The sequence below is a fragment of the Streptomyces sp. NPDC047014 genome (assembly GCF_040644195.1).
Classification (GTDB): domain Bacteria; phylum Actinomycetota; class Actinomycetes; order Streptomycetales; family Streptomycetaceae; genus Streptomyces.
This window is the reverse complement of sequence record NZ_JBEYVX010000060.1, coordinates 20,693-37,911: the sequence shown is the minus strand read 5'-3', so window position 1 is coordinate 37,911 and position 17,219 is coordinate 20,693. Positions and strand designations below refer to the sequence as shown.

General features: G+C 74.4%; 18 protein-coding genes and 1 riboswitch. Of the genes, 7 read left to right on the top strand and 11 right to left on the bottom strand.

The genetic code is table 11. The features are described from left to right. From ABZ873_RS25345 to ABZ873_RS25315, 7 genes are all read right to left on the bottom strand, one after another. On the bottom strand, positions 1-321 hold a 321-nt coding region (locus ABZ873_RS25345; protein WP_360876050.1), incomplete at its 3' end, for a transglycosylase SLT domain-containing protein. Between the two features lie 288 nt (positions 322-609). Further along, positions 610-1,485: an ECF transporter S component gene (locus ABZ873_RS25340; protein WP_360876048.1), complete on the bottom strand. Its 876-nt coding sequence runs from the start codon at positions 1,483-1,485 to the stop codon at positions 610-612. Next, positions 1,482-3,446 (bottom strand): ATP-binding cassette domain-containing protein, encoded by a 1,965-nt coding sequence (locus ABZ873_RS25335; protein WP_360876046.1) that lies wholly within the window; start codon positions 3,444-3,446, stop codon positions 1,482-1,484. Before ABZ873_RS25335 ends, ABZ873_RS25340 begins: the two co-directional genes overlap by 4 nt. Next, positions 3,443-4,525: an energy-coupling factor transporter transmembrane component T gene (locus ABZ873_RS25330; protein WP_360876056.1), complete on the bottom strand. Its 1,083-nt coding sequence runs from the start codon at positions 4,523-4,525 to the stop codon at positions 3,443-3,445. The genes ABZ873_RS25335 and ABZ873_RS25330 overlap by 4 nt, the downstream gene beginning before the upstream one ends. A gap of 380 nt (positions 4,526-4,905) precedes the next feature. Continuing rightward, positions 4,906-5,556 (bottom strand): SCO2322 family protein, encoded by a 651-nt coding sequence (locus ABZ873_RS25325; RefSeq protein WP_360876045.1) that lies wholly within the window; start codon positions 5,554-5,556, stop codon positions 4,906-4,908. Beyond that, complete coding sequence (locus ABZ873_RS25320; protein ID WP_360876043.1) at positions 5,556-6,818, bottom strand: prenyltransferase/squalene oxidase repeat-containing protein; 1,263 nt, start codon at positions 6,816-6,818, stop codon at positions 5,556-5,558. Before ABZ873_RS25320 ends, ABZ873_RS25325 begins: the two co-directional genes overlap by 1 nt. 127 nt (positions 6,819-6,945) lie before the next feature. After that, positions 6,946-7,024, bottom strand: a riboswitch (cobalamin riboswitch). Positions 7,025-7,147: 123 nt separating this feature from the next. After that, complete coding sequence (locus ABZ873_RS25315) at positions 7,148-8,191, bottom strand: MBL fold metallo-hydrolase (RefSeq protein WP_360876041.1); 1,044 nt, start codon at positions 8,189-8,191, stop codon at positions 7,148-7,150. Between the two features lie 187 nt (positions 8,192-8,378). On the opposite strand from ABZ873_RS25315, the gene ABZ873_RS25310 reads away from it, so the two are divergent. Both ABZ873_RS25310 and ABZ873_RS25305 read left to right on the top strand, forming a co-directional pair. Beyond that, positions 8,379-9,842 carry an aldehyde dehydrogenase gene (locus ABZ873_RS25310; protein ID WP_360876039.1) on the top strand — a complete coding sequence of 488 codons (1,464 nt, stop codon included), beginning with the start codon at positions 8,379-8,381 and terminating at the stop codon, positions 9,840-9,842. Continuing rightward, positions 9,842-10,075 (top strand): ferredoxin, encoded by a 234-nt coding sequence (locus ABZ873_RS25305; RefSeq protein ID WP_360876038.1) that lies wholly within the window; start codon positions 9,842-9,844, stop codon positions 10,073-10,075. Before ABZ873_RS25310 ends, ABZ873_RS25305 begins: the two co-directional genes overlap by 1 nt. A 23-nt stretch (positions 10,076-10,098) precedes the next feature. On the opposite strand, the gene ABZ873_RS25300 is transcribed toward ABZ873_RS25305, so the two are convergent. Together ABZ873_RS25300 and ABZ873_RS25295 are read right to left on the bottom strand one after the other, a co-directional pair. Then, a complete protein-coding gene (locus tag ABZ873_RS25300) occupies positions 10,099-10,473 on the bottom strand; it encodes a VOC family protein (protein ID WP_360876036.1) in 375 nt (124 codons plus the stop codon). A gap of 69 nt (positions 10,474-10,542) precedes the next feature. Further along, entirely contained in the window at positions 10,543-11,166 is a 624-nt protein-coding gene (locus ABZ873_RS25295) for a TetR family transcriptional regulator (RefSeq protein WP_360876034.1), read from the bottom strand. A gap of 238 nt (positions 11,167-11,404) precedes the next feature. On the opposite strand from ABZ873_RS25295, the gene ABZ873_RS25290 reads away from it, so the two are divergent. Genes ABZ873_RS25290 through ABZ873_RS25280 form a run of 3 tightly spaced genes read left to right on the top strand, consistent with a single transcriptional unit; the run spans position 11,405 to position 14,590 of the window. Then, the gene (locus tag ABZ873_RS25290; protein WP_360876032.1) at positions 11,405-12,718 is read left to right on the top strand and encodes a glycosyltransferase family 4 protein; all 1,314 of its coding nucleotides are present in this window, start codon (positions 11,405-11,407) and stop codon (positions 12,716-12,718) included. A 58-nt stretch (positions 12,719-12,776) separates the two neighbouring features. Next, positions 12,777-13,511: a class I SAM-dependent methyltransferase gene (locus tag ABZ873_RS25285; protein WP_360876030.1), complete on the top strand. Its 735-nt coding sequence runs from the start codon at positions 12,777-12,779 to the stop codon at positions 13,509-13,511. Next, complete coding sequence (locus ABZ873_RS25280; RefSeq protein WP_360876028.1) at positions 13,508-14,590, top strand: prenyltransferase/squalene oxidase repeat-containing protein; 1,083 nt, start codon at positions 13,508-13,510, stop codon at positions 14,588-14,590. The genes ABZ873_RS25285 and ABZ873_RS25280 overlap by 4 nt, the downstream gene beginning before the upstream one ends. A 6-nt stretch (positions 14,591-14,596) precedes the next feature. On the opposite strand, the gene ABZ873_RS25275 is transcribed toward ABZ873_RS25280, so the two are convergent. Further along, positions 14,597-14,899, bottom strand: coding sequence for a hypothetical protein (locus ABZ873_RS25275; RefSeq protein WP_360876026.1), 303 nt, complete (start codon positions 14,897-14,899; stop codon positions 14,597-14,599). A gap of 178 nt (positions 14,900-15,077) precedes the next feature. On the opposite strand from ABZ873_RS25275, the gene ABZ873_RS25270 reads away from it, so the two are divergent. Together ABZ873_RS25270 and ABZ873_RS25265 are read left to right on the top strand one after the other, a co-directional pair. Further along, positions 15,078-15,650, top strand: coding sequence for a hypothetical protein (locus tag ABZ873_RS25270; RefSeq protein WP_360876054.1), 573 nt, complete (start codon positions 15,078-15,080; stop codon positions 15,648-15,650). A gap of 46 nt (positions 15,651-15,696) precedes the next feature. Next, complete coding sequence (locus tag ABZ873_RS25265) at positions 15,697-16,119, top strand: hypothetical protein (RefSeq protein ID WP_360876024.1); 423 nt, start codon at positions 15,697-15,699, stop codon at positions 16,117-16,119. Here the strand turns inward: ABZ873_RS25265 and ABZ873_RS25260 are convergent. After that, positions 16,116-17,126 (bottom strand): LLM class F420-dependent oxidoreductase, encoded by a 1,011-nt coding sequence (locus tag ABZ873_RS25260; protein WP_360876022.1) that lies wholly within the window; start codon positions 17,124-17,126, stop codon positions 16,116-16,118. The genes ABZ873_RS25265 and ABZ873_RS25260 overlap by 4 nt on opposite strands. Between the last annotated feature and the right edge of the window lie 93 nt (positions 17,127-17,219).

The following is a 17,219-nucleotide window of genomic DNA, read 5'->3' as shown; positions in this document are numbered from 1 at the left end:
GATCTGGGTGGCCGGGTTGGTCTTCCAGTCGGCGCCCGCGGAGGCCATCTTCGAGGCGGGCAGGGCCTGGACCAGGCCGTACGCGCCGGAGGAGGCGTTGGTGGCGGAGGGGTTCCAGCCGCTCTCGTGCGAGACGATCTTGTCGAAGGCGGCGAACTGGGCCGGGTCCTTGATCATCTGCTGGGCGATCGCCTTGGCGCTCGTGGGGGCGGCCTGCGCGGGAACCGCGGCCACCATGGAACCGGCGACGCCGAGGGCGAGGACGGCACCCGCGAGGGTCTTCTTCGAGGCGGCGATGCGGCGGATGACAGCGTGGGACACGGATGGGACCTTCCGACGGGAACAGGGGCGGTCGCGGCATGCCGGAGCATGCGTGAGCCACTCACACGGGGGAGAGGGGTTCGTGGGCGGCGGGTGAAGCACCCGTGCCGCCCGGCGACTCATCCAGTTCTACCGATGGCCCGGCGGCCTGGCAAAGAGCCCTTCTACTAGCCGACCCGGTGCGCAGGGGTCCTGCGGCGGCGGCACAAAAGGTGCGCTATGGCCCTCAGACGGCGCTCGCCGGGCTCCTATCCGGCTTCGTATGTGACCTGCGTCCTGTGGGACGCCTCACCGCCGCAGGGCCTCGGACTCACCCACCGTGGTTCCCTGAGCACCTTGCGAAGGCAGTTCTACGGGGCTCCCCGGGCCGGGATCGAAGGTGACGGGCGCGTCGAAGGCAGCCCGGCGGGTGGCCCGGCGCAGGGCTCGCAGCAGGGTGCCGCCGAGGGTGAGGGTCAGGACGACCGTCAGCGCCGCCCGGCCCAGGTCCCAGCCCAGCGAGGTGGCCAGGCAGTAGGCGAGGAACCGTACGAGGTTCGCCGCGACCGGCTCGCCCGGGTGGAAGGAGATGCCCTCCCCCATGCCCTGGATGATCACCCAGCCCTGGAGGTTCATGATCGTGCCGTATGCGAAGGCCGCCGCGAAGCCGTAGCCGGACAGCATCAGCAGCTCCGCGCGGCCCCGGATCCGGTCCGGGCCGGGGAGCAGGCCCGCCCCCAGCGAGAACCAGCCCATGGCCAGCATCTGGAAGGGCATCCACGGGCCGACCCCGCCCGTCAGCAGGGCGGAGGCGAACATGGTCACCGAGCCCAGGACGAAGCCGAAGCCCGGGCCGAGGACGCGGCCGCTCAGCACCATCAGGAAGAACATCGGCTCCAGGCCGGCGGTCCCCGCGCCGAGGGGTCTGAGGGCCGCGCCGACGGCGGCGAGCACGCCGAGCATCGCCACCGCCTTGGCGTCCATGCCGTTGTCCGCGATCGTCGCGACGACCACGCCGACGAGGAGGGGCAGCAGGGCGGCGAACAGCCAGGGGGCGTCCTGGGAGTGGGCGAGGCCGGACTGCCGGTCGGCGAGCAGGGGCCAGCCGAAGGCGGCGATGCCGATGAGGGAGACGAGGACGAGGGCGGTGGCGGCGCGGGGGCCGATGCGGAGGGGGCGGCTCACGGGGTGGGCTCCTCCGCGTCGAGGGCGGCGGCCACCTGGGAGACGGTGAGCCAGTGGCCCGGCGCCAGCACCTTGGCCACCTGCGGGGCGAAGGCGGGCGAGGAGACGACGACCTCGGCGGTCGGGCCGTCCGCGACGACCGCCCCGCCGGCCAGGATCACCACGCGGTGGGCCAGTTCGGCGGCGAGCTCCACGTCGTGCGTGGCGAGGACGATGGCGTGGCCCTCGGCGGCCAGACCGCGCAGGATCTCGATCAGGCGGGCCTTGGCGGCGTAGTCCAGACCGCGCGTCGGCTCGTCGAGCAGCAGCAGGGCCGGGCGGCCGGTCAGTACGAGCGCCAGCGCGAGGGCGAGGCGCTGGCCCTCGGAGAGGTCGCGCGGGTGGGTGTCGTCGGGGACGCCGGGCAGCAGCTCGGAGACGAGGGCGCGGCAGGTGCCGGGGGGTGCGGCCGCGTCGGAGTCGGCGGCGGCGCATTCGGCGGCGACGGTGTCGGCGTAGAGGAGGTCGCGGGGTTCCTGCGGGACGAGGCCGACGCGGCGCAGCATCTCGGGGGGCGGGGTGCGGTGGGGGGTGCGGCCGCCGGTGGTCACCTCGCCGGTGGTGGGGGCGAGCGTGCCGGTGAGGGTGGCGAGGAGGGTGGATTTGCCGGCGCCGTTGCGGCCCATGAGGGCGATGGTTTCGCCGGGGGCGACGGTGAGGGTGATTCCGCGGAGGGCCTCCGTGCGGGCTCGGCGCACGCCGAGGTTCCGGGTGCGGGCGGGTTCGCCTGCGGCGGGCTCCTGCCCGGCCGCGTGCCGCCGCCGCAGCCTCCCGAAGATCCCCCCGGGGCGCCGCCCCGCACCCCGCGCCTCAATCGCCGGCGGGGCTGAATTGGCGCCGTCCGCGGCTGCCTCGGCTGGAGTGGTGGAGCCGTCTGCGGCTTCAAGATCGGGGCTCTGCCCCGGACCCCGCGCCTCAATCGCCGGCGGGGCTTGATGTGCCGGGCCCTGTGATTCAGGCGTCGGCTGAAGATTGTCCAAGGCCCGCACGGCAGGCGATTCCAGCCTCGCCGGCGTTTGAGGCGCGGGTCCGGGCAGAGCCCGGGAGGCGGCGGGGAGGGTAGGCACATTCAGCCCCGCCGGCGATTGAGGCGCCGGTTCGGGCAGGGCCGGGAGGCGGGACAAGAGGGTAGGGGCGTGGTGGCGGGCGTTGCGGATGGAGAGGGGGAGGGGGGACCAACCCGCGAGGCGGGACAGGGCCACTACCGGGGGGTGGACCGGGGAGACGGCCATGACCGCGCTCGGGGTGCCGAGCACCGGAGGTGCACCGCGCTCGGGGAGGAGGAGGACGCGGTCCGCGTACTGGATCACCCGCTCCAGCCGGTGCTCAGCCATCAGCACCGTCGTCCCCAGGTCGTGCACCAGCCGCTGCAACACCGCCAGCACCTCCTCCGCCGCCGCCGGATCCAGCGCGGACGTCGGCTCGTCCAGCACCAGCACCTTCGGGTGCGTCGTCAGCACCGACCCGATCGCCACCCGCTGCTGCTGCCCCCCGGACAGCGTCGCGATGGGCCGGTCGCGCAGTTCGTTCAGGCCCAGCAGATCCAGGGTCTCCTCGACCCGCCGCCGCATCACCGCCGCCGGCAGCCCCAGCGACTCCATGCCGTAGGCGAGCTCGTCCTCCACCACGTCCGTCACGAAGTGCGCCAGCGGGTCCTGCCCGACCGTGCCCACCACATCGGCCAGTTCGCGCGGCCGGTGCGTACGCGTGTCGCGGCCCGCCACCGTGACCCGCCCGCGCAGCGTGCCGCCCGTGAAGTGCGGGACCAGCCCGGACACCGCCCCCAGCAGCGTGGACTTGCCGACCCCCGACGGGCCGACCAGCAAGGTCAGCTCGCCCTCCGGGATCTCCAGGTCCACGCCCGCGAGGGAGGGGGCGGTGGCACCGTCGTAGGTGACCGACACCTGGTCGAAGCGGATCACGGCGACGCCTCCTTGGGCGGTACGGGGGCCACGAAGGCGGGAAGCAGTCCGATGAGCAGAGCCGCCGCGGGCCACAGCGGGAGCGTGGGCGCCACCAGCGGGACCACCCCGGGGTGCAGGCCGGCCGGGTCGGCGGAACCGGCGTGGATCAGCAGGGCGGCCACCGCCGCGCCGGAGCCGGCCACCAGCCAGGCGCGGGCGCCCCAGCGGTCGGGCCGGTAGCGGGTCCGCACCGAGCGGCGGCCGCCGAGCCGCAGGCCCGCGAGGGCCAGGGCGGCGCCGACGCCGAGCACGGGCAGCCCGTACGCGGCTCCCTGCGCGGCGAGCAGCCCGTACGTGCCGGCGCACACGCCCAGGAGGCCGCCGAGCGTGAGGGCGGTGGTGGTGTGCCGGACGGCGGGCGGGACCTGGGCGGTACGGCCGTAGCCGCGCGCGTCCATCGAGGCGGCCACGGCCACCGAGCGCTCCAGCGCGCCCTCGACGACCGGCAGGCCGATCTGGAGGACGGCCTTCACCCCGCCGGTGGGCCGGCCGCGCAGCCGGCGGGCGGTCCGCAGGCGGACCACGTCGGCGACCATGTTCGGCGCGAAGGTCATCGCGACGACCACGGCGACCCCGGCCTCGTAGAGGGCGGCCGGGAGGGATTTCAGCAGCCGGGCGGGGTTGGCGAGGGCGTTGGCGGCGCCCACGCAGACGAGGAGGGTGGCGAGCTTGGCGCCGTCGTAGAAGGCGAAGAGCAGCTGCTCGGCGGTGACGGGGCCGCCGAGGCGGATGCCCTGCGCCCAGGCGGGCAGCGGGAGTTCGGGGAGGGCGAAGAGGGTGTGCGTGCCGGGGATGGCCGAGCCGAGGAGCATGGAGAAGAGCAGGCGCAGGCCGACGACGAAGAGGCCGAGCTTGAGGAAGGCTCCGTAGGAGCGGGCCCAGGGCGCGTCGGTGCGGCGAGCCGCGACCACGTACCCGGCGACCCCGATGATCAGCCCGAGCAGCAGCGGATTGGTGGTCCGGGACGCGGCCGTGGCCAGCCCGAGCGCCCACAGCCACCAGGCCCCGGCATGCAGCGCCCCGGCCCGACTGGCCACGGGCGCCCGCCACCGTGCGTACGTCGTCTCCGCGAGGTCGTGCGCACCGCCGTCCGCGGCCCCCCGGCCGCGTGCCGGAGCCGCCGCCCGCTCGGGCGCGGGCACCCACAGGTCCTCGCAGGCCGGGGCGCCCTCGGCCCCGCCCGCACGGACGTACGCCGCCTCGGACGCCCGGGAGCCCGGCAGGCGCCCCGGGGCCGCCTCCGCGGACGACCCGCCTCCGGCACCCGGCGACGGCGCGGCGCCCGGGCCCGGGGATGCCGCGGTGCCCGGGGTCGGCGCGGTGCCAGGACCCGGTGCCGCGCTCCGGCCCGGCGCGGCACCCGGGCCCGGCGCCGCGCCCCGCACCGGGGTCGCGGGCGGTTTCGGCCTGTCCGGGGTCATCGGGTGCGGCGGCGGGATCGGAGCAGGGCGGCCGTGGCCAGGGTGGCGAGGGTCGCCAGGCCCGCCAGGAGGCCCAGGGAGGGGCCGCCGTCCGTGGCCGTCGGGGCGGACGGGGCGGGGGAGGGGGCGGCCGCCAGTTGCTCGCCGCAGCCCTGCTTCGGGTACGACGCGATCGCGCACAGCAGCGCCGCGCTGTTGTAGCGGAGGGGCTTCGCCACCGCCGCCAGGGCCTCCGCCGCCGTGGCCGAAGGTGCCAGCTGCGCGCAGGCCGTGCGCGGGGTGGGCTGTGGTGGGGTGTCGCCCGGCGGGGCGTGTTCCGGGACGCCGAAGTCGATGACCAGCGCGACCCGCTTGCGGCCCTCCGCCGCCTCCGTGCCCCCGCACACCGCCTGGAAGTCCGCCGCCGCCCGCGGCACGGCCGCCTCCGCCGCCGCGTCCTCGCTCACCGCGAAGCGGAAGCCCAGGACGGCGCCGTCCGCGGGCCGGGCCGTCGACGGGCCCTGCGTGGCATACGTCCAGCGGCCGCCCGCCCCGTCCCAGAACGACCAGTAGCGGTAACCGGCCGCCAGCGCCGGGGCGGCGGCCAGCACGGTCAGTACGGCGCCGAGGGCGAGGGCGAGGGCCGCGGCGGGCAGGCGGCCGCGCATCAGAGCTGGTTCTTCTTCCGGCGGCCGCTGAGCAGCATGCCGATGCCCACGCCCGCCGCCGCGCCCGCGCCGATGATCCACCAGATGTTCTCGCCGCCGGACGGCTTGTCCTTCTCCTCGCCGTCCTTGTCCTTCACGGACGTCGCGTCCGTGGCCGCGCCCTGCGGCGCCGGGCCGGTCGCGTTCAGGGCCGCCACCAGGTCCGTGCCGCCGAAGGACTTCGGGTCGGCGCCGGTGGCGTGCGCGGCGAGGACCAGGGTGCCGAGCGCCGCCGGGCTGCCCTTCGACCACTCGGCGGAGTTGCTCTTGAGCCATTCCAGCGCGCCCGTCGCGGCCTGCTTGTGCCCGGCCGCCGCCAGGGCGATCACCGCGTCGGCGGTGTTGCCGGTGTCGGCGGTCGGCTGGTCCGCGCCGGGGGTGAGGGCGGTGAGGTGGCCGTCCTTCTTGAGGGCCTCGGCCAGGTAGCCGGCGGCTCCCTGGGCGGCGGCCGCCGGGTCGGCGGGGTTCGCCGCCGGGCAGGTCAGCGGGGCCGCGGGGGTGTCCGTACCGGAGGGGACGACGGCCGCGCCCGTGCCGAGGCCGGCCAGTGCGGCGGCGGCCGTCGCGTCGGCGTTGGCGACCAGCTTGCCGTCGGCCGGCTGGTAGGCGAACGCGCCGCGGTCCGTGGCCGGCTCGGTGGCGCAGCCCAGCTGGAAGGCGAGCAGGCCCTCGTACGCCGACTTGCCGGCCTTGGAGCGCAGCTCGGCCGGCTTCTCGCCCGCGACCGCCAGCGCGCTGATGACCAGGGCGGTGGAGTTGGCGTCGCTGGGGGTGCCGGGGACGTAGCTCCAGCCGCCGTCCTCGTTCTGGACGGACTTGAGCCACTCCGCGCTCTTGCGGACCGCGTCGTCCTTGCCGCCGAGGGCCTTGAGGGCCTGGACGGCGGCCGCGGTGGCGTTCGTGTCGTACATCGTCTTGTCGTCGCAGGCGGCGCCCGCGTCCGCGCGGAAGGCCGCGAAGCCGCCGTTCGCGCAGCTCTGGCCCACCAGCCAGTCCACGGCCGTCGCGGCCGGCTTCACACCGGCGGTGTGCTGGGCGAGCAGCGCGAAGGACTGCCGCCAGACGCCGTCGTACGTGGGGTCGGCCTTGCCGTAGAGCCCGGAGGGGATCACCACGGGCGCGGAGGGGGCGGGCGACGGGGTGTCGGCGAGGGCCGCGGGGGCCACGCCCACGCAGAGCACGGCGGAGGCGGCGAGCGCGGCGGCGCTGCGGCGGACGGTCATGGGGGAGGGTGCCTCTCCTGCTGGGGAACCGGGGCGGGCACGCACAGGCACCGGGCTCCGGCTCCGTTTTCCTCGACGGTGCCGGCCGCCGGGCTGCCCGGCGGCACGAGCCGCGCACTCCGGTACGGGGCATTCCGGCTTCCCGCCGGGCGGGGCCGGGGCGGGTCACGGTTGCGGGTCAGCGCCGGAATCGCACCGGCTTCCCCCCGCCCGGAGTGTGGACGACCGCCCCACTCTACCGGCCCGTGGCCTGCGGGTCCGGGGGCGGAGGGGGCGATCACCCCTTACCGGAGCCCCGGGCGCGGGGTCCGCGGCCCCGGCCCCTCCGGCTACAGCGCGCGGTACTCCACCGGGTCGGTGCCGGGGACGGCCTCCGCGCGGCCCTGCTTCACCAGGCGGCGCAGATGGGCTTCCGCTTCGGAGACGGCGATGGTGCGGGAGCCGTACGGGATCTGCTCCCAGGGGCGGTTCCACTCCATCCGCTCGGCCAGACCCCACGGGGTCAGCGGCCCGGCGAGCAGGGACCACAGCCCGGTGAGCCGTTCCTCGTGGTGGCGCAGCAGTTCCCGTACGCGGGCGGGGGCGTCGGTGAAGGCGTGCTGGTGGGCCGGAAGCACCTCGGCCGGATCCAGGCGGCCGATGCGTTCGAGGGAGTCGAGGTAGTCGCCGAGGGGGTCGGTGGCGTGGGCCTCCTCCGGGGCCTCGTACAGGCCGATGTGCGGGGAGATCCCGGGCAGCAGGTGGTCACCGGAGAAGAGGCGGCCGTTGCCGGGCAGGTCCGCCGGATGCCGTTCCTCCAGGTGCAGGCAGACATGGCCGGGCGTGTGCCCGGGGGTCCAGATGGCGCGCAGCCGGCGCCCGCCGAGCGGCAGCAGCTCACCGGGCACGATCTCCCGGTCGGGCACAGCGGCCCGCGACCCGGGCAGACCGCGCCCGCGCCCACTCCCCGCCCGCAGCCGCGACACGTGCTCCTCCGGAGCGCCCGCCGCCGTCAGTTTCGCGGTGAGGTAGTCGTACCAGAGCCCCGGCTCCGCCGAGCGGGTGCGGAGGACGACCTCCGTGTCGGCCGCGTGCATGGCGATCCACGCGCCCGACGCCTCGCGGACCCGGCCCGACAGGCCGTGGTGGTCCGGGTGGTGGTGGGTGATGACCACGCCGTGGACCTCCGCCACCGCCGTGCCGAGGGCGGTGAGGCCCGCCGCCAGGGCGTCCCACGAGGCCGGATCGTCCCAGCCCGTGTCCACCAGGACCGGTCCGCGGTCGGTGCCGAGGACGTGGACGAGGGTGTGCCCGAGCGGGTTGTCGGGGATGGGGACCTTGATGCCCCACACGCCTCCGCCGTGATCGGTCACCTGTGACGTGTCCTCCGGCATGGATCCTCCGCCCGTCGCCCGGCCGCAGTCCTCCGCTGAGAACGCGTTCCAGTGGTAGCCCAAGTCGACCATCTCCGCCGGTTTCTGACCAGCCGTTGGATCTTCCCGCTGTTCCGTCCCGCCCGTGGACTCCTGGAACTAGAACTGGTATCAGTTCGGGAACGCCAAGCCCCAGGAGGCAGCAGCCATGACGGAGCTCGTGGAACACGGAAAACTGTTCATCGGCGGTGAGTGGACGGATCCGCTGGGCAGCGACACCATCCGGATCGTCTCCCCCCACACCGAGCAGGTCATCGGCTCCGTCCCGCACGCCTCCCGGGCGGACGTCGACCGCGCCGTCGCCGCCGCCCGTACGGCCTTCGACGAAGGCCCCTGGCCGCGCATGGCCCTGGAGGACCGCATCGCGGTCGTGGCCCGCATCAAGGACGCCATCGCCGTCCGGCACGAGGAGATCGCCCGCTCCATCAGCTCCCAGAACGGCTCCCCGTACTCCTGGAGCGTCCTGGCCCAGGCGCTGGGCCCGATGATGGTCTACGACGCCGCGATCACCGTCGCGCGCGCCTTCCCGTACGAGGAGCACCGCCAGGGGGTGCTCGGCCCGATCCTGGTGCGCCGCGAGCCCGTCGGCGTCGTCGCCGCCGTGATCCCGTGGAACGTCCCGCAGTTCGTGGCGGCGGCCAAGCTGGCCCCGGCCCTGCTGACCGGCTGCGCCGTGATCCTCAAGCCCTCTCCGGAAGCCCCGCTGGACTCCTTCATCCTCGCCGACATCGCGCGCGAGGCGGGGCTGCCCGAGGGGGTGCTGTCGATCCTGCCCGCCGGCCGCGAGGTCAGCGAGTACCTGGTGGGCCACCCGGGCGTGGACAAGGTCTCCTTCACCGGCTCGGTCGCGGCCGGGCGGCGCGTGATGGAGGTCGCCGCGCGCAACCTCACCCGGGTCACCCTCGAACTGGGCGGCAAATCCGCCGCCGTGGTCCTCCCGGACGCCGACGTGGCCGCCGCCGTCGCCGGGATCGCCCCGGCCGCCTGGATGAACAACGGCCAGGCGTGCGTGGCCCAGACCCGGATCCTCGCCCCGCGCAGCCGCTACGAGGAGGTGGCCGAGGCCCTCGCCGCCGCGGCCGGGGCCCTCGTCGTGGGCGATCCGCTCGACCCGGCCACGCAGCTCGGCCCGCTCGTCGCGCGGCGGCAGCGGGAGCGCTCCCTCGACTACATCCGCATCGGCCAGGAGGAGGGCGCGAAGGTCCTGGCGGGCGGCGGCCGCCCGGCCGGACTGGACCGGGGCTGGTACGTGGAGCCCACCCTCTTCGGCGACGTCGACAACTCCATGCGGATCGCCCGCGAGGAGATCTTCGGCCCGGTCGTCTGCCTGATCCCGTACGGGGACGAGGCGGAGGCCGTACGGATCGCCAACGACTCCGAATTCGGGCTCAGCGGCAGCGTCTGGACCGGCGACACGGCCCGCGGCATCGACTTCGCCCGCCGGATCCGCACCGGCACCTACAACGTGAACACCTTCAGCCTGGACATGCTGGGGCCCTTCGGCGGCTACAAGAACAGCGGCCTCGGGCGGGAGTTCGGCCCGGAGGGCCTGGGCGAGTACCTGGAGCACAAGATGATCCACCTCCCGGCCGGGCACGAGGCGGGTGCCTGATGGGTGACAGATGGCAGGTCGAGGTGGACCGGGGCGTGTGCATCGGTTCGGGCATGTGCGTGAACCACGCCCCGGACGGCTTCCGCCTGGACTCGGCCCGCCAGTCCCACCCGCGCGCACCGCAGTCGGACGCCAGCGAACCGATCCTCACGGCGGCGGAGGGCTGCCCGGTGGAAGCCATCATGATCACCCTGGCGGACACCGGCGAGACGGTCTTCCCCCCGGACGACTGAGCCCGCCGCCCCGGCCGGAACGCCTATCCCGCGCGTTCGGCGGCGCTGCGCTCCACGCAGAACTCGTTCCCCTCGATATCTGCCAGGGTCACCCAGCCCGTCCCGTCCTCCCGCCGGTGGTCGCCGACGAGCGTCGCGCCCAGGGCCAGGATCCGGTCGACCTCCTCGTCCCGGGTCCGGTCCTGCGGCTGGAGGTCCACGTGCACCCGGTTCTTGACGCTCTTGGCGTCGGGAACCGTCACGAAGAGCAGCGCCGACCCGGGCGTGGTGACCAGCGCCTCCGGGTCCCCGGGAGCGTCGTCCTCGGCGAGCGAGCCGTCCAGCACGGCGGCCCAGAACCGCCCCAGGCGGTAGGCGTCGGAGCAGTCAACGGTGATGTGTCGTACGAGAGATGCCATGGCCCGGACTATCGGACAGGCCCCCGGCCGCTGTCCATCGATTTCGGCGCCGCCCGTCCGGCGGCGGGTTCAGGACTTTTCCGGGGCCGTCAGGTCGATCAGGCGGCACACCGTCTCGATGTCGATTTTGACCTGCGCGATCGAGGCGCGGCCCGACAGCCAGGTGATCAGGGCCGAGTGCCAGGTGTGTTCGATGACGCGGACCGCCGACAGCTGTTCCGGGGTCGGGGGCCGCGTCAGGCCCATCGCGTCCAGGATGATCGCCGTGGTCAGCCGGGAGACCGTGTCCACCTCGGGGCTCACGCTGCGGTCCGCGAAGGTCAGCGCGCGGACCATCGCGTCCGCCAGCTGGGGTTCCCGCTGGAGGGCGCGGAAGGCGCGCATCAGGGTCTCCGCGACCCGCGCCGCCGGCTCGTCGCCCGCCGGGGGGCGCTTGCGGAGCGTGGTGTGCATGTGCTGGAGCTGGTCCTGCATCGTGGCGACCAGCAGGTGCACCTTGGAGGGGAAGTAGCGGTAGAGCGTGCCGAGCGCGACACCTGCCGCCTCCGCGACCTCCCGCATCTGCACGGCGTCGAAGCCGCCCCGGCTGGCGAGCTGGGCGCTGGCGTGCAGGATCCTTCGGCGGCGCGCTTCCTGGCGCTCCGTCAGGGGAGGCGACGCCGGTATCGTGACGGCCTTCACTTCCGCTGTCATGTGTCCCGTTCCATGTCGTTGCGCGGTCGGTTCCGGGCTGGTCGCGGCCCGGCTCCGGGCCGATCCGCGGGCCAGCATGGCAGGCACCGCCGTCGTGGCGCGAATCACCTGCTCCACCACTTACGGTGTGGTTTCCGGCCGGTAGATTCAATGCTTCGACGGATCAAGTCTGAAACTTGTTCTACATTATCCGAGCGGTTACGCTCCGGCGAAAGTGCAGTGATGAAGGGGGCCGAGAGTGTCCGCTGAGGCCGTGGCGACGAGCCCTTTCGAGGGATCCGCCGGCGACCGCGACCGTCCGCTGCGCATCGCGCTCCTCACCTACAAGGGGAACCCGTTCTGCGGCGGCCAGGGCGTCTACGTTCGCCACCTCTCGCGCGAGCTGGTCCGCCTCGGGCACTCCGTCGAGGTCATCGGCGCCCAGCCCTACCCGGTGCTCGACACCGGCGCCACGCTGACCGAGCTGCCCAGCCTCGACCTCTACCGCAGCCCCGACCCCTTCCGTACGCCCCGGCGCGACGAGTACCGGGACTGGATCGACGCCGTCGAGGTCGCCACCATGTGGACCGGCGGCTTCCCCGAACCGCTCACCTTCTCCCTGCGCGCCCGCCGCCACCTGCGCGAGCGCGCCGGGGAGTTCGACGTCATCCACGACAACCAGACCCTCGGCTACGGCCTCCTCGGTGACCTGGGCGCCCCGCTGGTGACGACGATCCACCACCCCATCACCGTCGACCGCCGCCTCGACCTCGACGCCGCGCAGGGCCGCCTCAAGCGCGCCTCCGTACGCCGCTGGTACGCCTTCACCCGCATGCAGGGCCGCGTCGCGCGCCGCCTGCCCTCCGTGCTCACCGTCTCCGGCTCCTCCAAGCAGGAGATCTCCGACCACCTCGGCGTCCGCGACGAGCGCGTCCACGTCGTGCACATCGGCGCCGACACCGGCCTGTGGTCGCCCGACCCGTCCGTGGCCGAGGTCCCCGGCCGGATCGTCACCACCTCCAGCGCCGACGTCCCCCTCAAGGGGCTCGTGTTCCTCGTCGAGGCCCTGGCCAAGCTGCGCACCGAGCGCCCCGACGCCCACCTCGTCGTGGTCGGCAAGCGCGCCGAGCAGGGCCCGGTGGCCCGCGCCATCGAGTCGTACGGCCTCCAGGACGCCGTCCGCTTCGTCAAGGGCATCACCGACGCCGAGCTCGTCGACCTCGTGCGCAGCGCCGAGGTGGCGTGCGTGCCCTCGCTGTACGAGGGCTTCTCGCTCCCGGCGGCCGAGGCCATGGCCACCGGCACCCCGCTCGTCGCCACCACCGGCGGCGCCATCCCCGAGGTGTCCGGGCCCGACGGCGAGAGCTGCCTGGCCGTGCCCCCCGGCGACGCCGGAGCCCTCGCCGCCGCCCTGGGCCGGATGCTGGGCGACCCGGGGCTGCGCGCCCGCCTCGGCGCCGCCGGCCGGGAGCGGGTCCTGACCCGGTTCACCTGGGCCGCGGCCGCCGAGGGCACCGCCGCGCACTACCGCGCCGCCATCGAGCGGGCCGCCCGCGCCCGCCGCGCGCGGTGACCTTCCGCCTGATCCACACCACCCCCGTACACCCCCGCGACCGCGAAGGCAGGACCCCGTGCTGACCGTCGATTTCTCCCGGTTCCCGCTCGCCGCAGGCGACCGCGTGCTCGACCTCGGCTGCGGCGCAGGCCGCCACGCCTTCGAGTGCTACCGGAGAGGCGCCCAGGTGGTCGCCGTCGACCGCAACGGCGAGGAGATCCGCGAGGTCGCCAAGTGGTTCGCCGCCATGAAGGAGGCCGGTGAGGCCCCCCTCGGGGCCACCGCCACCGCCATGGAGGGCGACGCGCTCGCCCTGCCCTTCCCCGACGAGTCCTTCGACGTCGTCATCATCTCCGAGGTCATGGAGCACATCCCCGACGACAAGGGCGTGCTCGCCGAGATGGTGCGCGTCCTCAAGCCGGGCGGCCGCATCGCCGTGACCGTGCCGCGCTACGGCCCGGAGAAGATCTGCTGGGCGCTCTCCGACGCCTACCACGAGGTCGAGGGCGGCCACATCCGCATCTACAAGGCCGACGAACTGCTCGGCAAGATGCGCGCCGCGGGCCTCAAGCCGTACGGCACGCACCACGCGCACGGCCTGCACTCCCCGTACTGGTGGCTCAAGTGCGCCTTCGGCGTGGACAACGACAAGGCGCTGCCGGTGAAGGCGTACCACAAGCTCCTGGTCTGGGACATCATGAAGAAGCCGCTGGCCACCCGGGTCGCGGAGCAGGCCCTGAACCCGCTCATCGGCAAGAGCTTCGTGGCGTACGCGACGAAGCCGCACCTTCCCGTCGGCGCGGCCCAGTGACCTCCCCCGGGCGTACCGAACACCTGGTCCTGGACGGCGTACTGACGGCCGAGCAGGCCGCCGAGACGGTGGCGGGGATCCTCGCGGCCCAGCGCGCCGACGGCGCCATCCCGTGGTTCCGCGGCCACCACCTCGACCCGTGGGACCACACCGAGGCGGCCATGGCCCTGGACGCCGCCGGGGAGCACGAGGCCGCCGAGCGGGCCTACGCCTGGCTCGTGCGCCACCAGAACCCGGACGGCTCCTGGTACGCGGCCTACGCCGACCGGCCGGACGGCGTGGACACCGCCACGCCGCAGGACGCGAGCCGCGAGAGCAACTTCACCGCCTACATAGCCGTCGGGGTCTGGCACCACTACCTGTCCACCGGGGACGACGCCTTCCTCGACCGCATGTGGCCGGCCGTGTACGCGGCCGTCGAATGGGTCCTCGCGCTCCAGCAGCCGGGCGGCGAGATCGGCTGGAAGCGGGAGGCGGACGGCACGCCCGTCAAGGACGCCCTGCTCACCGGCTCCTCCTCCATCCACCAGGCGCTGCGCTGCGCCCTGGCGGTGGCCGAGCACCGCGAGGAGCCGCAGCCGGACTGGGAGCTGGCGGCGGGCGCGCTGCGGCACGCCATCCGGCGCCATCCGGAGCGGTTCCTCGACAAGGACCACTACTCGATGGACTGGTACTACCCGGTCCTCGGCGGCGCCCTGACGGGCCCGGAGGCGCAGGCGCGGATCGCGGCCCGCTGGGAGGAGTTCGTGGTCCCGGACCTCGGGGTGCGCTGCGTGCTGCCGAACCCGTGGGTGACGGGCGGGGAGTCCTGCGAGCTCGCGCTCGCGCTGTGGGCGACGGGGGAGTCGGACCGGGCGCTGGAGATCCTGCGGTCGATCGGGCACCTGCGCGCGGAGAACGGCATGTACTGGACGGGCTACGTCTTCCAGGACGCGGCGGTCTGGCCGGTGGAGCAGACGACGTGGACGGCGGGGTCGCTGCTCCTGGCCGTGGCCGCGCTCGGCGGGGACGAGGCCACCACCGAGGTGTTCGGCGGGGGCGCGCTGCCGTCCGGGCTGGAACCGGACTGCTGCGCCTGAGCCGGCTCAGCGGCGGGAGAGCCAGCCGGCCACCGCATGGCCGATGAGGAGGTAGGTCACGGCGGCGATGCCGTGGCCGACCACCACCTGGACCCATTCACGGCTGAAACTGAACAGGTCGTAGGACCAGGAGGACAGCCAGGCGGCCCAGTCGTGGATGAGGGCCACGAGAGAATTGCCCTGGTTGGCGTCCAGGAGGTACAGCAGGATCCAGAGACCGATGATGAAGGCGAGCACGTCCGCCACCAGTGCGACGGCGCGGCCTGCCTGACTGCTTCCTCTGCTTCGTACGCGTGTGTGAGTGCTCATGCTGCCCGTGTTACCGCGCGGCGGCGCGGTAAACCCGAACGGGCCCGTCCGGTGGCGGGGTTCCGGGGCCGGGGTGAGGCTGCGGGTGACGTCTGAGTCCCCGGAGGAAACCGTGTCCGTACCCACGACCGTTCGATTCCGTCGAGCCCTCACGGCGGTGGTGCTGTCGACCGCGCTGCTGACCGGCGCCACCGCCTGCGGCAGCGGCGGCGGTGCCCCGCGCGAGGAGCTGTCCGCCGCCTCGATGGGTGAGCTGGCCGCACTGGCCGCGGCCGAGCCCGCGGCGGTGGAGGCCGACGAGAGGGCCGCGGTGACCCCGTCGCCCTCGACCTCGGCCGAGAAGCAGAAGTTCGCCAAGACGCGCTTCGTGGCCAACGCGGGCCTCGCCGCGGGGGCGACCTACCAGTGGATCGTCAAGCCCTACCGCGACGGCAAGTTCAAGAAGGGCGCCAAGGGCCGCACCTTCGCCCTGGTCAAGGCGGGCCTCGCGGGCGCCTTCGCCTACAACCGGCTCAAGGCCGCCACCGAGAACGCCAAGGGCGACCCGCTGCTGTCGAAGGCGATGGTGCCGCTGACGGCGGGCATCGAGTCCTTGAAGGGCCTGGCCACCAAGCTGCGCAAGGGCCAGGCGGGCGACGCCGACATCGACGCCTTCAACAACGTGATCAACGGGGTGAAGGAGGCGGGCAAGAGCGCCGGGGCCAATGTCGTCGACAAGGTTCCCAGCACCTCGCAGCTCAGCGGCGGCTGACCGGGCCGCTCCGGCCGACGGCCGGCCGGGCTGTTTCAATGGGCCGGTGATCGAGATCGTGGTGGCCGCCCTCGGGGCGGCGGGCGTCGGCTGGCTGGTGCGCCGCAAGCACCGGGAGCGGATGGCCGCCGCCCCGCCGGCCGGGATCCCCGGGATGGCGCGCCGCCCGGCCGGCGAGGGCCGCTGGCGGATGGGCCGCCTGTACGCCGACGAGGGCGCGGCCCGCTGGGTCCCGGCACGCGGCGCGCCGCTGCCGCTGCCGGGCGCCCGCGCCACCGGCCTGCGGGTGCCGTCCGTGAAGGAGGGGATCTCCATCAACCCCGCCTCGCGGATCGTCACCTGCGTCTACGAGGGCGGCGGCAGCATCGAGATCGCCGTGATGCCGCTGGACGTACGGGAACTGCTGGAGGCCGTGCCACAGGCGGCCCCGGAGACCCCAGGGACCCCCGGGGCGCCGGACGCGCCCTAGCTGTTGAGCTCCGCCAGGACGCGCAGGGTGTGCGGGTCCGGGGCCGTCACGAGCAGGTCGGTGACCGGGCCCTTGCGCCACAGCTCCAGCCGTTCCGCGATCCGCTCCCGCGGCCCCACCAGGGAGATCTCGTCGGCGAAGGCGTCCGGTACGGCGAGCACCGCCTCCTCCTTGCGCCCTTCGAGGAACAGCCGCTGGATGCGGCGGGCCTCCTCCTCGTACCCCATCCGCGCCATCAGGTCGGCGTGGAAATTGCGGGCCGCGTGCCCCATGCCGCCGATGTAGAAGCCGAGCATGGCCTTGACCGGCAGCAGCCCCTCGGCCACGTCCTCGCACACCCGGGCGCGGGCCATCGGCGCGATCATGAACCCCTCGGGCAGGTCGGTGAGCGCCGCCCGGTAGACGTCCGTACGCGTCGGGGACCAGTACAGCGGCAGCCAGCCGTCCGCGATCCGTGTGGTCTGCGCGATGTTCTTCGGCCCCTCGGCCCCCAGCAGCAGCGGCAGGTCCGCGCGCAGCGGGTGGGTGATGGGCCTGAGCGGCTTGCCGAGCCCAGTGCCGTCCGCCCCGCGGTACGGGTGGCCGTGGAAGCGCCCGTCCAGTGCGACCGGCCCCTCGCGGCGCAGCACCTGCCGGATGACGTCGACGTACTCGCGGGTCGCGGTCAGCGGGCTCGCGGGGAAGGGCCGCCCGTACCAGCCCTCCACCACCTGCGGCCCGGACAGGCCGAGGCCGAGCATCATGCGGCCGCCGGAGAGGTGGTCCAGGGTGAGGGCGTGCATGGCGGTGGCGGTCGGGGTGCGGGCGGCCATCTGGGCGATGGCGGTGCCCAGCCGGATCCGCGAGGTGTGCGCGGCGATCCAGGTCAGCGGGGTGAAGGCGTCCGAGCCCCATGCCTCGGCGGTCCACACCGAGTCGTAGCCGAGGTTCTCGGCCTCGGTGGCAAGGTCGAGGTGGTCCGCGCCGGGGCCGCGGCCCCAGTAGCCGAGTGCGAGTCCGAGGCGCATGTACGGGTCCCTCCGCGAGGCCGGCGGCGCGGCAGCCATGACTGACGATGCGTCAGATGACTGTAGGGCAACGGCCCCCCGCCCGGAAGGGCG